Source organism: Azospira sp. APE16, from assembly GCF_047901315.1.
Taxonomy (GTDB): Bacteria; Pseudomonadota; Gammaproteobacteria; order Burkholderiales; family Rhodocyclaceae; genus Azospira; species Azospira oryzae.
In genome coordinates this window covers 2813433-2833749 of sequence record NZ_CP179682.1, presented here as the reverse complement: position 1 = coordinate 2833749, position 20317 = coordinate 2813433, and the positions used below count along the sequence as shown (strand labels likewise).

Below are 20317 nucleotides of genomic sequence, written 5' to 3'. Positions count from 1 at the left end.
CAGACGGAGAGACCAACATGCGCACCAATCTGCCGGTCACCAATGTGGAAGTGCCCCTGCGGGATGACACCCTGATCGTCTCCAAGACCGATCTCAAGGGTCAGATCACCTACATCAACCGGGATTTCATCGAGATCAGCGGCTTCACCGAGGCCGAGCTGATCGGCGAGCCCCACAACATCGTGCGCCACCCGGATATGCCGTCCGAAGCCTATGCGGACATGTGGACCCACCTCAAGGCGGGACGGCCGTGGACCGGCCTGGTGAAGAACCGCTGCAAGAACGGGGACCACTACTGGGTCGAGGCCAATGCCACGCCGATCCGGGAAAACGACCAGGTGGTCGGCTACATGTCGGTGCGCCGCAAGCCCTCCCGGGATCAGGTGGAAGCGGCGGAAAATGCCTACCGCCTGTTCCGCGAGAACCGGGCCGGCTCCCTGCGCATCCTCTGCGGCAAGGTGGTGCGCGGCGGTCCCAGCCTGGGCGACCGTTTTGCCAGCCTGTCCCTGGCCACCCGTCTGGGCCTGGGTTTCGGCCTGGCAGTCCTGTTTGCCGTGGTGGTCGGCGTGCTGGGCCTGTATGCCCTGAACAACACCAACGAGAGCCTGGAGCGGGCCTTCACCGACCGCCTGCAGCCGGTCCAGGGCCTGGCCCGCATCGGCAAGCTGGTGGCGGACAACCGGGCCCAGGTGCTGCTCGGCCTGCAACATGAGCCGGGCACCAGCAATGCGGCCAGCCACGAGCATCCGGTGACGGCCCACACCGACATCATCGCCAAGAACCGGGAAGAGCTGACGGCCATCTGGCAGCGCTACCAGCAGAGCATCCGCAGCGACGAGCACAAGGCCCTGGCCGAAGCCTACTTCATCGCCCGCAAGCGTTATGTGGACGAGGGCATCAACCCGGCCCGGGACGCCCTCAATGAAGGCCATTTCGCCGAAGCCCAGCGCATCCTCTCGGAGAAGATCAATCCGCTCTACGACGAGGTTTCCGCCAAGACCGACGCCCTCTACCAGTACCACGCCGACCAGGCGCGCAAGGACGCCCAGGCTGCCGATGACCTGAAGGCCACCACCACCGGCACCATCGTCGGCGCCATCGTGCTGGTCATCGTGCTGCTGACCTTCATCGCCTGGCGCCTTTCCGGCGGCATCCTGCGCTCCCTGGCCGATGCCCAGGCCGCCTTCGGCGCCGTCAGCCAGGGCCGCTACAACCACCAGGTGGACATCACCCGCAACGACGAGATGGGTCGCTTGCTGCAGGGCATTCAGGCCATGCAGATCAAGCTGGGCTTCGATGTGGCCGAGGCCCAGCGCATCGCCAACGAGAACCTGCGCATCAAGATCGGCCTGGACAACGTGGCCACCAACGTCATGGTGGCGGACGACCAGCACAACATCATCTACATGAACAAGGCGGTGGAAGACATGTTCCGCCGAGTGGAGGACGACATCCGCCGCGACCTGCCCGACTTCCGCGCCGCCACCCTGCTCGGTTCCAACATCGACGTCTTCCACAAGAACCCGGCCCACCAGCGCGGGCTGCTGTCGCGCCTCAGCGGCTCCCACCGCGCCACCGTGCACCTGGGCGGCCGCACCTTCTCCCTGACCGTGACCCCGGTGGTGAACGAGCGCGGCATCCGCCTCGGCTCCGCCGTGGAATGGCTGGACCGGACCGCCGAAGTGGCGGTGGAGGCCGAGGTGGCCGACATCGTGAACGGTGCCGCCAACGGCGACTTCACCCGGCGCCTGGTGCTGGAGGGCAAGGACGGCTTCTTCCGCCAGCTTTCCGAGGGTATCAACCGTCTTCTGGAAACCAGCCAGAAGGGCCTGGACGACGTGGCCCGCATGCTCAACGCCATGTCCCAGGGCGACCTTACCAGCCGCATCGAGGCCGACTATGCCGGCACCTTCGGCCAGCTGAAGAACGACGCCAACAGCACCGTCGAGCAGCTCAAGGAAATCGTCGAGCGCATCAAGGGCGCCACCGAGGCCATCAACACGGCGGCCCAGGAAATCGCCTCCGGCAACACCGACCTCTCCTCCCGCACCGAGGAGCAGGCCTCCAGCCTGGAAGAGACCGCCTCCTCCATGGAGCAGCTGACCAGCACGGTGAAGCAGAATGCGGACAATGCCCGTACCGCCAACGAGCTGGCCAGCGGCGCCCAGCAGGTGGCAGTGAAGGGCGGCGAGGTGGTGGAACAGGTGGTGCAGACCATGGGCGCCATCCACCACTCCTCCAGCAAGATCGCCGACATCATCGGCGTCATCGACGGCATCGCCTTCCAGACCAACATCCTGGCCCTCAACGCGGCCGTCGAAGCGGCCCGGGCCGGCGAGCAGGGCCGCGGCTTTGCCGTGGTGGCCACCGAGGTGCGCAACCTGGCCCAGCGCAGCGCCGCCGCCGCCAAGGAAATCAAGGCCCTCATCTCCGATTCCGTGGAGAAGGTGGAGAACGGCTCGCGCCTGGTGGATTCCGCCGGCCGCACCATGGAAGAGGTGGTGACCTCCATCAAGCGCGTCGCCAAGATCATGGCCGATATCGCCGAGGCCAGCCGGGAGCAGAGCGCCGGCATCGAGCAGGTGGGCCTGGCGGTGAGCCAGATGGACGAAGTCACCCAGCAGAACGCCGCCCTGGTGGAAGAGGCTGCTGCTGCCGCCGAAAGCCTGGAGGAGCAGGCCCACGGCCTGATGGAGGCGGTTTCCGTGTTCCGCCTCGGCCACGAGGCGCCGGCAGGCCGCCACGCCGGCCCGAGCCCGGCCATGGGGCAGGCGCAGGCCGCCATTCCCCATCTGCAGCAGGAAGTGCGGGTGCCGTCGCCCAAGTTCGGCGGCAAGCCCGTCAATCTGCCGGCCTCCCTCGATGACGAGTGGGAAGAGTTCTAAGCCCTTTCCATCCGCCCAGCCCGCTCCCGGCCCTTGTTGCCGGGAGCTTCTCCGAGCAAGGAAGTGTCAGCCATGACCGATGCCAAGCGCCCCCTGTTCAACCTGCCGCCGGCGGCAGCCCCGGCCACCCGGGAATTCGTCTTCACCAGCGCCGATTTCGAGCGGGTCCGCAAGCTCATCTACAAGCATGCGGGCATCTCCCTGTCGCCGGTCAAGCAGGACATGGTTTATTCCCGCCTGGCCCGCCGCCTGCGTGCCACCGGCATCAAGTCCTTCAGCGACTATCTGGACCGGCTGGAAAAGAACAGCGATTCCCAGGAGTGGGAGAAGTTCGTCAATTCCCTGACGACCAATCTCACCTCCTTCTTCCGGGAACCCCACCATTTCCCCATCCTGGCCGATTACCTGAAGAAGCACGCCGGCAAGCGGCCCCTGAAGATCTGGTGCTGTGCCGCCTCCACCGGCGAGGAACCCTATTCCATCGCCATGACCGTGCAGGAGGCCCTGGGCAACGCGGCGAGCAATGTTTCCATCATCGCCTCCGATCTGGATACCAACGTCCTGGCCACGGCCGACAAGGGCGTCTATGCTGCCGACCGGGTGGAGAAAATGTCCCCGGAGCAGGTCAAGCGCTTCTTCCTCAAGGGCACCGGCAACCAGGAGGGCTACGTCTGCGTGCGGCCGGAACTGCGCCGTATGATCACCTTCCAGCGCCTCAACCTGCTGGACCCCAGCTGGTCCGTGCGCGGCCCCCTGGATGTGATCTTCTGTCGCAACGTCATGATCTATTTCGACAAGCCGACCCAGTACAAGATTCTTTCCCGTTTTGCGCCCATGCTGAACCCGGAGGGCCTGATGTTCGCCGGCCATTCCGAGAGCTTCCTGCATGCTGCGGACTTGTTCCGTTCCCTCGGAAAGACGGTCTATGAGCTGGCGCGAAAGCCGGGATGACCTGGCTGCGGCCGCCGGCGGTGCCGAGTATGTGGAGCACCTGGCGACCAATCGCTATTTCGACCGGAGCTTCGAGCGGCCGGCGGCCAAGATCCTGCCCGGCGAATATTTCGTGGCCCGGGACGACATGCTGCTGGTGACCGTGCTCGGCTCCTGCGTCGCCGCCTGTATCCGCGACGGCGATTCCGGGATCGGCGGCATGAACCATTTCATGCTGCCCGAAGCGGGCGGCGAGGGCATGGTCAGCACCTCGGCCCGCTACGGCACCTACGCCATGGAAGTGCTGATCAACCATCTGCTCAAGCTGGGCGCCCGTCGCGGCCGCCTCGAGGCCAAGGTCTTCGGTGGCGGGGCGGTCCTTTCCAGCCTGGCGTCCACCCAGGTCGGCGCCCGCAATGCGGAGTTCGTGCTGAATTTCCTGAAGACCGAAAAAATACCCGTGGTTGCCAAGGACCTGCTCGATTCCTATCCCCGGAAGGTCTATTACTTTCCCCAGACCGGCAAGGTCCTGGTGAAGAAACTGCACCGGGTCCACAACGACACCCTGTTCACCCGCGAAAAGGAATACCAGTCCCGTCTGGGCCAAGCGAAGGTGGAAGGGGACATCGAACTCTTTACCTGACCCGCCATGCCTATCCGTGTACTCGTAATCGACGATTCGGCGGTGATGCGCAAGCTGCTCACCGAATTCATCAATTCCCAGCCCGACCTGGAGGTCGTGGGAGCCGCTCCCGACGCGCCGACGGCCCGGGAGATGATCAAGACCGTCAATCCGGACGTGCTGACGCTGGACGTGGCCATGCCGAAAATGGACGGCCTGGAGTTCCTCGAGCGCCTGATGCGCCTGCGGCCCATGCCGGTGGTGATGGTCTCCTCCTATACCGAGGCCGGTTCCGATACCACCCTCAAGGCCCTGGAACTGGGCGCCGTCGAATTCATCGGCAAGCCCCGGGTGGAGCCCGGCCATTCCCTGGACGACTACGCCCAGGAACTGGCGGAGAAGATCCGGGCGGCCAAGGGGGCGCGCCTGCGCAAGCCGCCGGCCGCAGCCCAGCCCGTACCCTCCGTGCCCCGGGGCGTGGCCACCAACAAGATCATTTTCGTCGGCGCCTCCACCGGCGGCACCGAGGCCCTCAAGCATTTCCTGCTGGGCATGCCGGCCGATTGCCCGCCCATCCTGGTGGTGCAGCATATGCCCGAGACCTTCACCGCCTCCTTCGCCAAGCGCCTCGACAGCCTGTGCGCCCCCCGGGTCATTGAATCCAAGGGCAATGAAAAGGTGGAGGCCGGAACCGTCTATATCGCCCCCGGCCATTCCCACCTGCAGGTGCGCAAGACCGCCTCTGGTCTGGTGACCGAACTGCTGCAGACCCCGCCCGTGAACCGGCACCGGCCGGCGGTCGATGTGCTGTTCCACTCTGCCGCCCAGCTGGTGGGGCGCAACGCCCTCGGGGTGATCCTCACCGGCATGGGCAAGGATGGCGCCCAGGGCCTGCTGGCCATGCATCAGGCCGGAGCCCGCACCTACGGCCAGGACGAGGCCAGCTGCGTGGTCTACGGCATGCCCCGGGAAGCCGCCCAGATCGGTGCGGTGGACGAGGTGGTCAGCCTCGACGAAATGTCGCGCCGGGTGCTGGCCGGCCTGGGGCGCTAGCCGCCGCTTGCGGCTCCATAGATAATAGGCCGCAGTGCCAAGACACGAATAATTGATAAGGGAGTGGTATGCATACCAGTGTTGAGCAGGACAATGGCCGGGCCGTGGTAAAGCTTTCCGGCCGCTTCGATTTCAATTCCCACCGGGAATTCCGCGCTGCCTACGAGAACCTTCTCGGCCGTGGCGACCTGAAGGAATTCGTGGTCGATCTGGGCGGCGTCGATTATCTGGATAGTTCGGCCCTGGGCATGCTGCTCCTGCTGCGCGACAAGGTGGCCCTGGAAAACAAGGTCGTCTCCCTGGCCAACTGTCAGGGCAACGTGCGGCAGGTGCTGGATATCGCCAACTTCGGCAAGTTGTTCAAAATCTCCTGATGCCGTTCGGGGCCATGAAAGCGGTAGCCGGCCCCATTGCTGTTCCTGCGCTCGCCATCCTCCTGGTGGAGGATGATCCCCTCGATGCCGAACTGACCCAGCTCGAGCTGGAACGTTTCGGCCACCGGGTCAGCGTCGCCCGCAGCGGCGAGGAGGCCCTGGCCCTGTACGCCAGCTTCCGTCCCGATCTGGTGGTGACGGACATTTCCCTGCCGGGCATGTGCGGTTGCGAACTGACACGCCAGCTCAAGTCCCGGGAGCACCCCCACTGGCTGCCGGTACTCTTCATGAGCGGCACCCAGAGCGAAAGCTCCCTGGTGGAGGCCTACCAGGCCGGTGCCGACGACTTCATCCACAAGCCCATCAGCCGCCCGGTGCTGCAAGCCAAGCTGGGCGTCTTCCAGCAGCGCCTGCACCTGCAGCGTGAGGCCCAGGCCCGGGAGCGGCTGCTGCAGCGCTATCGGGACCAGGTGGAGGAGGAGAAGAGCGTCGCCCTGCACCTGATGCATCGCCTGGTCAATGCCGAATTGCTGGGGGATCTGGCCGTCAGCCACTGGATGCGGCCGGCGGAAACCTACAGCGGCGATCTCATCGCCGCCGCCCGTACCCCTGGAGGCATCCTGCATGTTCTTCTGGCCGATGCCACCGGCCACGGTCTGGCCGCTTCCCTGGCGGTGATGCCGGTGACCCAGCCCTTCTACCGCATGACCGAAAAGGGTTTCGGCATCGATGCCATCGCCCGGGAGATGAACCGCAAGGTGGCCGAACTGCTGCCCGTGGGGCGTTTCGTCGCCGCCACCCTGGCCGCCGTGGATTCGGCCAGCGGTTCCATCCAGGTGTGGAATGGGGGCAATCCTCCGCCGTTCCTGGTGAACAGCCAGGGGTTGCTGTCCAGCATCACTTTTGCCAAGGCCCATCTGCCCCTGGGCATCCTCGCCGACGAGGACTTCGATGCCTCCACCGAGGTGCATTTCATCGAGGAGCCGAAGCAGCTGGTGATCTACTCGGACGGTGTGGTGGAGGCGGAAAACGGCAGCGGTACGCCCTTCGGCCGGGAGCGCCTGCTCAATGCCCTGCTCAGCCAGGAACGGGAAGAACGCCTGGCCGGCGTGGTGGGCGCCCTGGATGCCCATCTGGCCGGTCGCGGCGCCCAGGACGACCTGTCCCTGATGCTGGTGCATTGCTACCACCAGACGGCCCGCAGCCCCCGCATCGGTGGCGGAACTCCTCGGGTGCTGCGCCACTCCGGTTCCTGGCAGGTCACCATGTCCCTCTCCGCCGACGATATCCGCAACCTGGACCCGGTGCCGACCCTGATGGGGGTGTTGAGCCAGTTCAATCGGGACAAGGACCATGGCAGCCACATCTTCCTCATCCTCTCCGAGCTGTACAACAACGCCCTGGATCATGGGGTGCTCGGCCTGGATTCTGGCCTCAAGGCCCAGAGCCAGGGATTTGAGCGCTACCTGGAGGAGCGGGGGCGTCGTCTGGCCGCCTTGCGCGACGGCACGGTGGACCTCGAAGTGACCCAGCAGCATCGCGGTGGCCGCACGGAGCTGGTGATGCGGGTGCGGGATTCCGGCCCCGGCTTCGATCACGCCGCCTTCATGGCCAGTCTGGAAAGCGAATGTAGCGGCAAGGTTCCCCATGGCCGGGGCATCCGCCTGGTCCATTCCCTGTGCAGCGCCCTGCACTATTGCGCACCGGGTAACGAGGTCATCGCGTATTATGATATGACCGACTTTGGCTACGCCGGGGACCGACAGTAAGCCGAAGATACTTATAGACACTGGGAAAACCAGGGGATGGAGACAAGATGAGTGCCGTTTGGACATGGCGGGCGATCGCCCTGGTGGTGATGCTGGCAGCTCTCGGATCGGGGGCGTGGAGTTGGGGGGCTCTCGGCGGTGGTTGGGCGGCGGCGGGGACCATGCTGCTGCTGGCCCTGGGAACGTCCCTGGCGCTGGGGGCGGTGATGGATGCCCTGTTCCTGCGCCCCATGCGGGTGCTGCGTCAGGGGATCGAAACCATGTATGCCGACGGCGACCTGACCAAACGGGTGCCGGTGGCCGGCAAGGGCGACGTGGCCGAGACTTCCGCCTCCTTCAATCGCCTGGTGGCCAGCATCCATACCATCATCGGCAAGGTGATCTTCAATGCCGTCGAGGTGGCCAAGGCCTCCCGCCAGGTTCTGGAGGAGGCCAACCGGGTCGCTGCCGGCTCCACCCAGCAGCATGACGCCGCCCAGGCCACCGCAGCAGCCGTGGATGTGCTGTCGAGCAATATGCACGAGGTCAGCCAGCGGGCCCACGAGACCTCGTCCATTGCCCAGTTTGCCAGCGAGTTGTCCGGCGAGGGGGTGGGCATCGTCAATGATGCCTCCCGGGAAATGGAGAAGATCGCCGAGTCGGTGACCCATTCCGCCGAGGTGGTGCGAGCCCTGGGTGACCGCTCCAAGGCGATTTCCGGGATCGTCCAGACCATCCGGGAAATCGCCGACCAGACCAACCTCCTGGCCCTCAATGCGGCCATCGAGGCGGCCCGGGCCGGCGAGGCGGGGCGCGGTTTTGCCGTGGTGGCCGACGAAGTGCGCAAGCTGGCCGAGCGGACTTCCCTGGCGACGGGCGAGATCAGCAGCGTCATCGGTTCCATCCAGGAGGAAACCGCCACCGCCATCACCAGCATCGAGGCCGGTACCGGTCAGGCCCAGAGCGGCGCCGATCTTGCCCGCCAGGCGGCAGACTCCCTCACCCGCATCAATGGCGGCGCCCAGGAGACCATGGAAAAGGTGGATGCCATCGCCGGGGCCATCGAACAACAGAGCCAGGCCGGTCAGGACATCGCCTCCCATGTGGCCCAGATCATGGAAATGGCCCAGTCGAACAGTACCGCCGCCGAGCTCACCTTGCAGGAAGCCCGTCAGCTGGAATACCTGGCGACGAATCTGAAGGAAATCGGCAACGTCTTTCGCCTGGGCAGCGCCGGCGAGGAGTCCGTGGCGGTCCACGCCAGCATGCCGTCCATGGTGCAGGAACTGGCCGGCAGCGTCGGCCAGCTGCTGGAGCAGGCCATCGATTCCGGCAAGATTTCCCTGGCGGACCTGTTCGACGAAAACTACTCCCCCATCGCCGGAACCCGGCCCCAGAAGTTTTCCACCCGCTTCGACGCCCTGTGCGACCAGTTGCTGCCAAAGTTGCAGGAGCCGCTGCTGGAACGGCATCCCCATGTGGTTTATGCCATTTCCACCAATCGCAAGGGTTACGTGCCGACCCATAACAAGCGCTTTTCCAAGCCCCTGACCGGTGATGAAAAAGTGGATTTCATCAACAACCGCACCAAGCGGGTGTTTGACGACCCGGTCGGGCGGCGCTGCGGTTCCCATGAACAGCCTTTCCTGCTGCAGACCTACCGGCGCGACACGGGGGAAATCATGCACGACATTTCCGCCCCCGTTTACATCAAGGGCAAGCATTGGGGAGGTGTCCGGATTGGCTACCGGACGGAGTCCTGATGGGCTTCCTGTGGCTTTCTACCTTTCCGCTCCCATGGTTTTGCATGTATTCTTAAGGTTATAGGTATATTGTCGTTAAAAGTGATGGGTTTCCCTGGGAAACGACCTAGGTAGATTGTTGGCCCATTGCAATTAGAATCTCTAAGAACAATCGTTCCCGCATTCGAGGGGTAGTGGTCATGTCTGAACTGCTCAAAAGTATCGACGCCCGCACTAAACTTGCCGGCACCAATAAGCTGGAAATCCTGCTGTTTACCTTGGGCACCGATTCGCGCAATGGCCGGCGGGAAACCTTCGGTATCAACGTTTTCAAGGTCCGCGAGGTGATGCGCACGCCGCCCATCACGGCGGCGCCGGACATGCCGGCCGCAGTCGAAGGCATGGTCAGCCTGCGCGGCGCTCTGGTGCCGGTGGTGGATCTGGCCAAATACGCCGGGGTCCAGACCGACACGCCGCGGGACATCATGATCGTCACCGAGTACAACGGCCACACCCAGGGATTCCTGGTGGAGGCGGTGGATACCATCCTGCGCCTCGACTGGGGCATGATGCGGGTGCCGCCGGAGATGCTGGTGGCCCAGATGGGCGGCCTGGTGACCGCCGTGACGGAACTGGCCGATGGCCGTCTGGTGATGATGATGGACGTGGAAAAGGTCCTGTCCGAAACCACCAAGTACGACGACGAGTTCATGTACCGCAGCATCGTCCCCATCGACAAGCCCGAATGTACGGTGTTTTTTGCCGACGACTCGGTGGTGGCGCGCAAGCAGATCGAACGTACCCTGCAGGCCATGAACGTCAAGTACGTGGCTGCCATCAACGGCCGCCAGGCCTGGGAAGAACTGGAGAAAATGGCCGCCTATGCCGTTTCCCTGGGGCGTCCGGTCAATGAAATGGTGAGCCTGGTGCTGACCGACATCGAAATGCCGGAAATGGATGGCTACATCCTGACCAAGAAGGTGAAGAGCGATCCGCGCTTTGCCGGTGTGCCCGTGATCATGCATTCCTCTCTGTCCGGCATGTCCAACCAGAAGCTGGGCCAATCGGTCGGGGTGGATGAATATGTGCCCAAGTTCGAGCCCCAGAAGCTTTCCGAGACCCTGGCGCGGCGCCTGGGGGCTACCCTTCCCGCCACCGTTGAAGCCTGATACTGCCCGGAGCTGACCATCATGGATATGTCGGAAAAGAAGAACCTCCTGGAAAGCGTGGATGCGCGCACCCGTCTGGCGGGTTCCAACAAGATGGAAATCCTGCTGTTCTCCCTGGGAACCCGGGAGACTTTCGGCATCAACGTGTTCAAGGTGCGGGAAGTCGGTCGCACGCCCCATATCACCAAGACCCCGAACATGCCCCGGGGGGTGGAAGGCCTGATTTCCCTGCGCGGCAACGTGATCCCGGTGCTGTCCCTGGCCTCCTTCCTGGAGCTGGACAACCCGCCCGCCGGTCTGGGCAAGACCATGATGGTGGCCGAGTATTCCAAGCGCACCCTGGGTTTCCTGGTGCATGAGGTGGATCGCATCATCCGTGTGGACTGGGAGCGGGTGAAGGCACCTGAAACCGTGCTGGCCGCCAACCAGGGGCTGATCACCGCCGTCATCGAGCTGGAGGGCGGGCATCTGGTGTCCATCCTCGACGTGGAGCAGATTCTGGCCAATGCCTTCGGCGAGGCCATCATCATCGACATCGCTCCGGCCCGCGTCGAAGAAGAGGTGAGCATCTTCTTCGTGGATGACTCCATCGTGGCCCGCAAGAAGATTTCCGAAGTGCTCGACAAACTTGGCGTCAAGCACAAGCATGCCACCAATGGCATGGAGGCCTGGACCCGACTGCAGGCCATTGCCGCCCATGCCCAGCAGATGGGCAAGAGCCTGCGCGACGAAATCCGCCTGATCCTGGTGGATGCGGAAATGCCGGAAATGGACGGCTATGTCCTGACCAAAAACATCAAGGGGGATGCACGTTTCGAAGGCGTGCCTGTGGTCATGCATTCCTCTTTGTCTTCAGAAGCCAACCGGGCGATGGGCAAGGCCGTAGGGGTGGACTCCTATGTGGCCAAGTTCGACGCCGAAGTGCTGGCCGATACCTTGCGTCCCCTGCTCGAACGATAAGAATTAACGGAGTGAAGCATGTCTGCTGATCCAAAGATGAAATTCCTGGTGGTGGATGATTTTTCCACCATGCGGCGCATCGTCCGCAACCTGCTCAAGGAACTGGGATTCACCAACGTCGATGAGGCCGAGGATGGGGCCATCGCACTGCAGAAGCTGCAAGGGGGGGGCTTCGACTTCGTGGTTTCCGACTGGAACATGCCGAACATGGATGGCCTGACCCTGTTGCAGACCATTCGCGCGACGCCCAATCTCAAGCATCTGCCGGTGCTGATGATCACGGCGGAAGCCAAGAAGGAAAACATCATCGCCGCGGCCCAGGCCGGCGCCAGCGGCTATATCGTCAAGCCCTTCACTGCTGCGGTGCTGGCTGAAAAGCTGCAAAAGATTTTCGAAAAAATGGGGGCTTGAGTCATGAGCGATGCCAATCTCAGCGGCGATAGCGCCGATCTGGAAGCCCTCTTCGACAGCATTGCCTCGGCTCGTCCCGAGCCGGCTGCCGCTCCTGCCCCGGCAGCCCCTGCCGCTGCGGCGGCCCCCGCTGCTACCAATGACAGCGACGACCTGCAGGCGCTGTTTGACAGCGTTGCCGCCACCGTGGCACCGGTCGCCGAGCCTGCCGTTGAAGTCATTCCTGCCGCCGAGGATGGTGAGGGCGAGGCGACGGGCGACGAACGGGACCGGGTCTTCAAACGGATCGGCCACATGGCCCGGCAGCTGCACGACACCTTGCATGAGCTGGGCTACGACAAGCTCCTGGAAAAGACGGTCCATGCCATTCCCGATGCCACCGATCGCCTGGCCTACGTTGCCAACCTGACCGAACAGGCGGCGTGCCGGGTGCTCAACGCAACCGATATTGCCAAGCCGCTGCAGGATGAGCTTGAAATTTCCTCCCGCGCCCTGGGGGCTCGCTGGGACAAGCTGTACGCCAACCAGCTGTCGGTGGAAGAATTCAAGCAGCTGGCGGCGGAAACCCGTGCCTTCCTCCGGGACACGGCACCCCAGAAGGCGGCCGCCACCAACGACCAGTTGCTGGAAATCATGATGGCCCAGGACTTCCAGGATCTGACCGGCCAGGTCATCAAGAAGGTGGTGGTGCTGGCCCAGGACCTGGAAAACCAACTGGTGCAGGTGCTGGTGGATGTGATTCCCGACGCACGTCGCAACGAAAACGTAAACAGCCTCCTCAACGGTCCTGTCATCAGCAGTGAAGGCCGTACCGATGTGGTGGTGAACCAGCAGCAGGTCGACGACCTGCTGGATAGCCTCGGCTTCTAAGGGAGTAGCGCCATGAGCGACTTCGCCGGAATGGAAGACCTGCTGCAGGATTTCCTGCAGGAGGCCAACGACCTTCTGTCCGATGTGGACAATAAACTGGTGGATCTGGAGAAGGCGCCAGACGACCGGGGCTTGTTGAACGACATTTTCCGCGGCTTCCACACCATCAAGGGTGGTGCCGGCTTCCTCAATGCAACCGAGCTGGTGACTCTGTGCCACCTGACGGAGAACCTGTTCGACCGCCTGCGCAATGGGGAAATGCAGCTCTCGCCTGAGCTCATGGATATCATCATGGCCGCCACCAAGGGGGTGCGCGACATGTTCGGCGAGCTTTCCGGCGGCGTGCAGCCCCGTCCTGCTCCAGACGATATGCTGGATGCCCTGCGGCATGTGCTGGAAGGTGGGGAAGCCCACGCTCCGGCAGCCGTCGCTGCCGAGCCGGTGGCGGTGCCTGCTGCTGCCCCGGCGGCCCAGTCCGGTGAGCCCGACTGGCAGGCCTTGCATGCGGCAGTGACCGGTGTGGCGCCTGCCGCACCTGCGGCCGTGGTTCCTGCTGCTGCCGAAGTGGTGGTGGCGGAAGCCCCGGTGCAACCCCATTTCCCGCCTTCCGGCCGTCGCGTCAACGACAAGCCGGGGGCCGGCGGCGCGCCGGTGGGGCGCCGCGTCGAAGAGCGTGCCGCGGTACGGGAAAACACCATTCGTGTCGATACGGCCCGTCTCGACCAGGTGCTCAACCTGTCCGGCGAGATCGGTCTGACCAAGAACCGGCTGACCAGCCTGCGGGCCGATATCCTGGCCGGCAAGACCGACGCCGAAACCCTGCATGCCCTGGATCAGGCCGTCAGCCAGCTGGATCTGCTGGTGTCCGACCTGCAGAACTCGGTCATGAAGACCCGCATGCAGCCGATCGGCCGCCTGTTCCAGAAATATCCCCGGATTGCCCGCGATCTGGCGCGGCAGCTGGGCAAGGATGTGGAGCTGGTGCTGGCCGGTGAAGAAACCGAAGTGGACAAGACCATGATCGAGGATCTGGCAGATCCCCTGATCCACTTGATCCGCAATGCGGTGGACCACGGCGTGGAGCCGTCCAACGAACGTTCGGCGGCCGGCAAGCCGGTGAAATCCGTGGTGCGCCTGGAAGCGCGCCAGGAAGGTGACCACATCGTCCTGATCGTGGCCGACGACGGCCGCGGCATGAGCGCCGAGCGCATCCGGGCCAAGGCCATCGAGAAGGGGCTGATTTCCGAAGAGGAAGCCAATACCCTGGACGAACGCCAGAGCCTGAACCTGATCTTCCTGCCCGGCTTCTCCACCAAATCCCAGATTTCCGACGTGTCCGGCCGCGGTGTGGGCATGGACGTGGTCAAGACCAACATCCAGAAGCTCAACGGTGCCATCGAGATCCGTTCCGAGCCGGGCAAGGGCTCCGTTTTCATCATTTCCCTACCCCTGACCTTGGCCATTCTGCCGGTGCTGCTGGTGCTGCTCGGCGATCAGCCTTTTGCACTGCCCCTGTCCATGGTCCGGGAAATCCTGCCCATCGAGAAGGACAAGCTGCAGGAAGTTGGCGGCAAGGAGACCCTGGTGGTGCGCGGCGAAATCCTGCCGGTCATTTCCCTGGCCCGCCTGCTGGGCTGGCCCCAGGATCGAGATCCCGAGTATGGGGTGCTGATGCAGACGGCGGAGCGCAGCTTCATCCTGTCGGTGGACAGCTTCGCCGGCCGGGACGATGCCGTGATCAAGTCCCTCGACGACTTCCGTCCCCGTGGCGTGGCCGGTGTTACCACCCTGTCCAATGGCCAGATCGTTTTGATCCTGGATATGAAGGAGCTGCTCTCGGATCTGGGTCAGCATCTGGATCTGGGGCCGGGCGGCGGCGCGCGGGCGCTGGAATTCGCCTGAAAACCCTTAGCAGTCAACGTACTACCGGGGAGGCTTGGCCTCCCCGGTGTCGTTTACAGGGCGGCAAAAGTTGCCGAGGAGCGGCAAAATTTTGAGACTGTTCACAAAATAAATCGCTTACCTCTTTAATTTTTTTGATTTTTTCCTATAATGGCCGTAATCCATATGGATGCCGGTCATGGCGGAAGATAGCGATCTCGAGAAAACAGAAGCGCCAACAGGCAGGCGCATAGAGCAGGCCCGGGAGCAGGGTCAGGTTCCCCATTCCCGGGAGCTGGGCTCTTTTCTCGTCCTGATCGTTTCCGCCGGCACGGTATGGTTCCTCGGCGGCTGGTTCGTGCAGCGTCTTTCCCTGGTGTTCCGCAAAGGGCTGGTGTGGGACAGGCGAGCCGTGGATGATCCCGAATATGCCCTGACCCGTTTTTCAGCCTTGTCCTGGGACGCCGTGGTTGCTTTTTGGCCCCTGATCCTGGCATTGGTGCTGGCAGCGCTGGCATCCCCCTTTCTCCTGAATGCCTGGAATTTCGCCCCCAAAGCTTTTACCCCCGATCTGACCCGTCTCAATCCGCTGAACGGCATCAAGCGCGTTTTCTCGTGGAACGGGCTGGTCGAGATGGTCAAGGCCGTGGCCAAGGCCGGTCTCATCGGCGGCGTGGCGGTATGGGTTATCTGGCGTGAGCAGGACCAGCTCTTCCAGTTGCTCTCCCTGCCCCTGGATGCCGGTCTGGCTATGGCTGGCGACATGATTTCCTGGAGTTTTCTCCTGATTGTGGCGGCCATGTTCCTCATCGTTGCCGCCGACGTGCCCTTCCAGCTGTGGCAGTACTACGACAAGCTGAAGATGACCAAGGAAGAGGTCAAGCAGGAACACAAGGAAATGGAAGGTAGTCCCGAGGTCAAGGGACGCATCCGCCGCCTGCAGCGCGAGGCTGCCCAGCGTCGCATGATGAGCGCGGTGCCCAAGGCCGACGTCATCGTCACCAACCCGACCCACTTTGCTGTTGCTTTGGCTTACACCGCAGGCATGCGGGCGCCCAAAGTGGTGGCCAAGGGCGTGGATGCCGTGGCCTTGCGCATCCGGGAGATCGGTGCAGAGCATGGCGTGCCCCTCCTGGAAGCGCCGCCCCTGGCTCGTACGCTGTACCGCTTCGCCGAGCTTGAGGATGAGATTCCCGGCGCCCTGTACAACGCGGTCGCCGAAGTGCTGGCCTACGTCTATCAATTGAACCGTTATCGGGAAGTCGGCGGCAGCTATCCGGTGCCGCCCCGGGATCTTCCCATTCCCCAGGACATGATGGTGGAGGCTGCCAATGGCTAGTAACGCCATGTCCCTGCAAGGCCTGTTCGGGCGCCTCAATCCGCGCCAGCTGGCGGCACCCGTCCTGATCCTGATGATCCTGGCGATGATGGTCCTGCCCCTCCCGGCCTTTGCCCTGGACCTCTTCTTCACCTTCAACATCGCCCTTTCCATCATCGTCCTGCTGGTGGCAATCTACACGCTCAAGCCCCTGGACTTCTCCGTCTTCCCCACCATCCTGCTGGTGACCACCCTGTTGCGTCTGTCCCTCAACGTGGCCTCCACCCGGGTGGTTCTGCTGCAGGGCCATACGGGGCCGGACGCCGCCGGCAAGGTGATTGAAGCCTTCGGCCACTTCCTGGTGGGCGGCAATACGGCGGTGGGTATCGTCGTTTTCCTGATTCTGGTGATCATCAACTTCATGGTCATCACCAAGGGTGCTGGCCGGGTAGCCGAAGTGGCAGCCCGCTTCACCCTGGACGCCATGCCCGGCAAGCAGATGGCCATCGACGCCGACCTCAACGCCGGTCTCATCGCCGAGGACGAGGCGCGCCGCCGCCGGGCTGAGGTGGCCAGCGAAGCCGATTTCTACGGTTCCATGGACGGTGCCTCCAAGTTCGTGCGCGGCGATGCCATGGCCGGCATCATCATCATGCTGATCAACGTCATCGGCGGCCTCATCGTCGGCGTCCTGCAGCACAACATGGACGTGGGGGTAGCGGCCAAGAACTACACCCTGCTGACCATCGGCGACGGCCTGGTGGCCCAGATTCCGGCGCTGATCATTTCCATCGCTGCCGGTATGGTGGTGACCCGGGTGGGGGATGACCAGGACATCAGCAGCCAGTTCCTTGGCCAGATGTTCGCCAATCCCCGGGTGATGTGGATTACCGCCGCCATTCTCGGAATCATGGGCCTGATTCCGGGTATGCCCAACTTTGTTTTCATCCTCCTTGCCGCCATGTTGGGTGGCTTGGGTTACCTGCTTTCCAAGCGGGCCGAGCTGGTCAAGACTGCGCCGGTGCCGGTGCAGGCGCCGCCGGCGCCCGAGAACATGGAAGCCAGCTGGAACGACGTGGCGCCGCTGGACGTGCTGGGCCTGGAAGTGGGCTACCGTCTGATCCCGGTGGTGGACAAGTCCCAGGATGGGGAACTGCTGCGGCGCATTCGTGGCATCCGCAAGAAATTTGCCCAGGAAGTGGGCTTCCTGGTGCCGCCGGTGCACATCCGGGACAACCTGGAACTGCGTCCCAACGCCTATCGCATCCAGCTGAAGGGGGTCGAGGTCGGCGGCGGCGAAGCCTTCCCCGGCCAGTTCCTGGCCATCAATCCCGGCCGCGTGGCCGGTACCGTGTCCGGAACCCCGACCAAGGATCCGGCCTTCGGTCTGCCGGCTGTCTGGATCGACGCCAGCCTGCGGGAACAGGCCCAGTCCTACGGCTACACCGTGGTGGATGCCTCCACCGTGGTCGCCACTCACCTCAACCACCTGATCCTGTCCCATGCCGCCGAACTCCTGGGGCGCCAGGAAACCCAGCAGCTGCTGGACCATCTGGCCAAGGAAATGCCCAAGCTGGCCGAGGATCTGGTGCCCAAGGTCATTCCCCTGGGAACGCTGCAAAAGGTGCTGCAGAATTTGCTGGAAGAGGGCGTGCATATCCGCGACATGCGCACCATCATCGAAACCCTGGCCGACCACGCGCCCCGCAATGCCGATCCGGAGGCCCTGACCTCCACCGTGCGCGTTGCCCTGGGCCGCAGCATCATCCAGCAACTCTATCCCGGCACCGCCGACATGCAGGTGATGTCCCTGGACCCCCAACTGGAACGCATCCTGGTCCAGGCCGTTGCCGGTTCCGGCGAAGGCAGCCTGGAGCCCGGCCTGGCCGATACCCTGATGCGCGAGACCGCCGCCGCCGCCCAGCGTCAGGAAGAACTGGGCCTGCCCGCGGTGCTGCTGGTGCCGGCCAGCATCCGTACCCTTCTTTCCCGCTTCCTGCGGCGCACCGTGAGCCAGCTCAAGGTGATCGCCCACAGTGAAGTTCCCGAATCCAAAATCATCAAAGTCACCTCGCTCATCGGGGGTAGATCATGAACGTCAAAAAATTCATCGCCGTAAATGCCCGGGAAGCCCTGCGTAAGGTCAAAGAGACCTTGGGTCCCGACGCCATCATCCTCTCCAACCGGGGCGTTCCCGGCGGCGTGGAAATCATGGCGGTCGCTTCCCGCGACATGGCCATGATCGTGCCCGGTCCCTCCCGGGACGAGGTGGCGGTGGAGGACTACAAGGTCAGCCTCTCCAGCGCCTCCCGCCCTGCACCAGCTGCGGCACCGGCCCGGCCTGCCCCTGCTCCCCGAGCCGCAGAAATGCAGCCTTCCCAGCGTGGTGCCGCTGCGAACCCCGCCAGTGGCCCCATCCCGGCCGTCGCCCGCCCGGCTCAGCGTCCGGCGCCCCGTCCCGAGATGGCCGCCCGCTCCGGCGCTACCCGCACGGTGCGCGAGGAAGAGGAAATCCCGGCTGCGGTCATGATGGAAGAGATCCGCGCCCTGCGCAAAATCGTCGAGCAGCACATGGCCGGTTTCGCCTGGGGCGAGACTGCCCGCATGGAGCCGGTGAAGACGGACATGCTGCGCCAGATGCTGGATGCCGGTTTCTCCCCCCAGTTTTCCCGCGAACTGCTGGCCGAACTGCCTTCCGAACTGGATGCATCCCAGGCCCAGGCCTGGATCAAGGGTGCCGCCGACCGTTCCCTGCTGACCATCGGCAACGACAACGACATCATCGACCGGGGCGGCGTGTACGCCCTGGTGGGTCCCACCGGGGTCGGCAAGACCACCACCACCGCCAAGCTGGCCGCCCGTTGCGTGGTGCGCCACGGTGCCGACAAGCTGGCTCTGGTCACCACCGACGGCTACCGGATCGGCGCTCACGAGCAGTTGCGTATCTATGGCCGCATCCTCGGCGTTTCCGTGCATCTGGTGCGGGACGTGGGCGATCTGCGCAATACCCTGGAAGAACTGTCCCACAAGCACATGGTGCTGATCGACACCATGGGCATGAGCCAGAAGGACCGCCTGGTGGCCGAGCAGATTTCCATGCTGATGGGCGCCAACGGCGACGTGCGCCGCCTGCTCTGCCTGTCGGCCACCAGCCGCGGCGATACTTTGGATGATGTGATTTCCGCCTACCAGGGCGAAGACCTGGCCGGCTGCATCCTGACCAAGGTGGACGAAGCTGCCAGCCTGGCGACGCCCCTGGATGCCATCATGCGCCACGGCCTCAAGCTGCACTACGTCTCCAACGGCCAGCGCGTGCCTGAAGATCTGCACCTGCCTAACCGGGCCTATCTGCTGCACCGGGCCTTCAAGGATCTGCCGGAAACCTCTCCCCATCGCTATGCCGGCGTCGAGCCGGCCCTGATGATGGCCAATGCGGGCCTGACCGGCACCTATGGAGGCCGTCGTGGCTGAATTCCGGGGTGACCAGGCGGCCGGCTTGCGCCGCCTGTTCGGGCGCGAGCAACTGCGGGTGGTGAGTTTTGCCGCCGGCTGCGAAGGCGTCGGCAAAAGCGTGGCCGTGGCCAATCTGGCGACCGCTCTGGCGCGCCAGGGCAAGGAAGTCCTGATCCTGGACGAGAATACCGGCGCCGATAACCAGGCCGCCCTGTTCGGCGTGCCGGCCCGTTATGACCTGGTGCACGTGGTGAACCGGGAAAAGCCCCTGGAAGAGGTGCTGCTCGCCGCTGGTGCCGGCGTGCGCCTGCTGCCGGCGGCCCGGGCGGTGAAGAAACTTTCCCGTTTTTCCCTGGCCCAGAAGCAGGCCCTGGTGGAAGGCCTGGCGGAGATGGAGCATCCGGCCGACGTCATCCTGGTGGATACGGCGGTGGATCATCCCCTGGGTTTCTCGCCCCTTGGCCTGGCAGCCCAGGAAACGGTGATCGTGCTCTCTGCCACCGGCTCCGCCATCACCGAGGCCTATGCCCTGATCAAGAAAATGAGCACCGGCTACGCCCGGCGCGACTTCCGCATCCTGGTGAACAAGGTAAAGGCCGCCGCCGATGCGGAAGCGATTTTCGACAACATTGCCCAGGTTGCCAGTCAGCGCCTGCACGTCAGCCTGGACTACAGCGGCTGCATCCCCCTGGACGATGCCCTGCGCCAGTCGTCCCGACTCGCCCAGCCCGTGGTCACGGCGTTCCCGGATAGCCCGGCGGCCCGCAGCCTGCGCGGCCTGGCGGCCGACATGCTGCACTGGCCCCAGTCGGGTAGGGAAGGGGGCGGACTCGAACAATTCGTGCAACAACTGCTACACTTGAGCCAACGCATTACGCCGAGCCCTATCCACGCCGGATAG

The 20317-nt window shown here is 64.0% G+C and carries 16 protein-coding genes; all 16 read left to right on the top strand.

What is annotated here, in order from left to right; genetic code table 11:
- Positions 1-17 precede the first annotated feature (17 nt).
- The 16 genes from ACLSSQ_RS13525 (at position 18) to ACLSSQ_RS13450 (ending at position 20317) form a co-directional block, all read left to right on the top strand.
- Entirely contained in the window at positions 18-2885 is a 2868-nt protein-coding gene (locus tag ACLSSQ_RS13525) for a methyl-accepting chemotaxis protein (RefSeq protein WP_014236794.1), read from the top strand.
- 72 nt (positions 2886-2957) lie between these two features.
- Positions 2958-3836 (top strand): CheR family methyltransferase, encoded by an 879-nt coding sequence (locus tag ACLSSQ_RS13520; RefSeq protein ID WP_014236795.1) that lies wholly within the window; start codon positions 2958-2960, stop codon positions 3834-3836.
- Complete coding sequence (cheD, locus tag ACLSSQ_RS13515; protein WP_130459974.1) at positions 3811-4458, top strand: chemoreceptor glutamine deamidase CheD; 648 nt, start codon at positions 3811-3813, stop codon at positions 4456-4458. Before ACLSSQ_RS13520 ends, cheD begins: the two co-directional genes overlap by 26 nt.
- 6 nt (positions 4459-4464) lie before the next feature.
- Positions 4465-5490: a protein-glutamate methylesterase/protein-glutamine glutaminase gene (locus ACLSSQ_RS13510; RefSeq protein WP_152090727.1), complete on the top strand. Its 1026-nt coding sequence runs from the start codon at positions 4465-4467 to the stop codon at positions 5488-5490.
- Positions 5491-5558: 68 nt separating this feature from the next.
- Entirely contained in the window at positions 5559-5864 is a 306-nt protein-coding gene (locus ACLSSQ_RS13505) for an STAS domain-containing protein (protein ID WP_416242988.1), read from the top strand.
- Between the two features lie 14 nt (positions 5865-5878).
- Positions 5879-7633 carry an ATP-binding SpoIIE family protein phosphatase gene (locus ACLSSQ_RS13500; RefSeq protein WP_165397535.1) on the top strand — a complete coding sequence of 585 codons (1755 nt, stop codon included), beginning with the start codon at positions 5879-5881 and terminating at the stop codon, positions 7631-7633.
- A 161-nt stretch (positions 7634-7794) separates the two neighbouring features.
- Positions 7795-9375, top strand: coding sequence for a methyl-accepting chemotaxis protein (locus ACLSSQ_RS13495; protein WP_416242987.1), 1581 nt, complete (start codon positions 7795-7797; stop codon positions 9373-9375).
- A gap of 179 nt (positions 9376-9554) precedes the next feature.
- The gene (locus ACLSSQ_RS13490; protein WP_014236801.1) at positions 9555-10523 is read left to right on the top strand and encodes a chemotaxis protein; all 969 of its coding nucleotides are present in this window, start codon (positions 9555-9557) and stop codon (positions 10521-10523) included.
- Positions 10524-10544: 21 nt separating this feature from the next.
- Positions 10545-11483: a chemotaxis protein gene (locus ACLSSQ_RS13485; protein WP_014236802.1), complete on the top strand. Its 939-nt coding sequence runs from the start codon at positions 10545-10547 to the stop codon at positions 11481-11483.
- Between the two features lie 18 nt (positions 11484-11501).
- Complete coding sequence (gene cheY, locus ACLSSQ_RS13480; RefSeq protein WP_014236803.1) at positions 11502-11894, top strand: chemotaxis response regulator CheY; 393 nt, start codon at positions 11502-11504, stop codon at positions 11892-11894.
- Positions 11895-11897: 3 nt separating this feature from the next.
- Positions 11898-12764 carry a protein phosphatase CheZ gene (gene cheZ, locus ACLSSQ_RS13475; protein ID WP_416242986.1) on the top strand — a complete coding sequence of 289 codons (867 nt, stop codon included), beginning with the start codon at positions 11898-11900 and terminating at the stop codon, positions 12762-12764.
- Positions 12765-12776: 12 nt separating this feature from the next.
- On the top strand, positions 12777-14666 hold the full coding sequence (locus ACLSSQ_RS13470) for a chemotaxis protein CheA (RefSeq protein WP_416242985.1): 1890 nt from the start codon (positions 12777-12779) through the stop codon (positions 14664-14666).
- A 178-nt stretch (positions 14667-14844) separates the two neighbouring features.
- Positions 14845-15984 (top strand): flagellar biosynthesis protein FlhB, encoded by a 1140-nt coding sequence (flhB, locus tag ACLSSQ_RS13465; protein ID WP_014236806.1) that lies wholly within the window; start codon positions 14845-14847, stop codon positions 15982-15984.
- Entirely contained in the window at positions 15977-18058 is a 2082-nt protein-coding gene (flhA, locus tag ACLSSQ_RS13460; protein WP_014236807.1) for a flagellar biosynthesis protein FlhA, read from the top strand. Before flhB ends, flhA begins: the two co-directional genes overlap by 8 nt.
- Positions 18055-19434, top strand: coding sequence for a flagellar biosynthesis protein FlhF (flhF, locus tag ACLSSQ_RS13455; protein ID WP_205230979.1), 1380 nt, complete (start codon positions 18055-18057; stop codon positions 19432-19434). Before flhA ends, flhF begins: the two co-directional genes overlap by 4 nt.
- A complete protein-coding gene (locus tag ACLSSQ_RS13450) occupies positions 19427-20317 on the top strand; it encodes a MinD/ParA family ATP-binding protein (RefSeq protein ID WP_416242984.1) in 891 nt (296 codons plus the stop codon). Before flhF ends, ACLSSQ_RS13450 begins: the two co-directional genes overlap by 8 nt.

Excerpts from the sequence above, each read along its gene's own strand:
- ACLSSQ_RS13520 (WP_014236795.1), top strand. The coding sequence starts at position 2,958 with ATGACCGATGCCAAGCGCCCCCTGTTCAACCTGCCGCCGGCGGCAGCC.
- ACLSSQ_RS13525 (WP_014236794.1), top strand. The coding sequence starts at position 18 with ATGCGCACCAATCTGCCGGTCACCAATGTGGAAGTGCCCCTGCGGGAT.
- ACLSSQ_RS13495 (WP_416242987.1), top strand. The coding sequence starts at position 7,795 with ATGCTGCTGCTGGCCCTGGGAACGTCCCTGGCGCTGGGGGCGGTGATG.
- ACLSSQ_RS13510 (WP_152090727.1), top strand. The coding sequence starts at position 4,465 with ATGCCTATCCGTGTACTCGTAATCGACGATTCGGCGGTGATGCGCAAG.
- ACLSSQ_RS13505 (WP_416242988.1), top strand. The coding sequence starts at position 5,559 with ATGCATACCAGTGTTGAGCAGGACAATGGCCGGGCCGTGGTAAAGCTT.
- cheZ (WP_416242986.1), top strand. The coding sequence starts at position 11,898 with ATGAGCGATGCCAATCTCAGCGGCGATAGCGCCGATCTGGAAGCCCTC.
- ACLSSQ_RS13490 (WP_014236801.1), top strand. The coding sequence starts at position 9,555 with ATGTCTGAACTGCTCAAAAGTATCGACGCCCGCACTAAACTTGCCGGC.
- cheD (WP_130459974.1), top strand. The coding sequence starts at position 3,811 with ATGAGCTGGCGCGAAAGCCGGGATGACCTGGCTGCGGCCGCCGGCGGT.
- cheY (WP_014236803.1), top strand. The coding sequence starts at position 11,502 with ATGTCTGCTGATCCAAAGATGAAATTCCTGGTGGTGGATGATTTTTCC.
- flhB (WP_014236806.1), top strand. The coding sequence starts at position 14,845 with ATGGCGGAAGATAGCGATCTCGAGAAAACAGAAGCGCCAACAGGCAGG.
- ACLSSQ_RS13500 (WP_165397535.1), top strand. The coding sequence starts at position 5,879 with ATGAAAGCGGTAGCCGGCCCCATTGCTGTTCCTGCGCTCGCCATCCTC.
- ACLSSQ_RS13485 (WP_014236802.1), top strand. The coding sequence starts at position 10,545 with ATGGATATGTCGGAAAAGAAGAACCTCCTGGAAAGCGTGGATGCGCGC.
- flhA (WP_014236807.1), top strand. The coding sequence starts at position 15,977 with ATGGCTAGTAACGCCATGTCCCTGCAAGGCCTGTTCGGGCGCCTCAAT.
- flhF (WP_205230979.1), top strand. The coding sequence starts at position 18,055 with ATGAACGTCAAAAAATTCATCGCCGTAAATGCCCGGGAAGCCCTGCGT.
- ACLSSQ_RS13470 (WP_416242985.1), top strand. The coding sequence starts at position 12,777 with ATGAGCGACTTCGCCGGAATGGAAGACCTGCTGCAGGATTTCCTGCAG.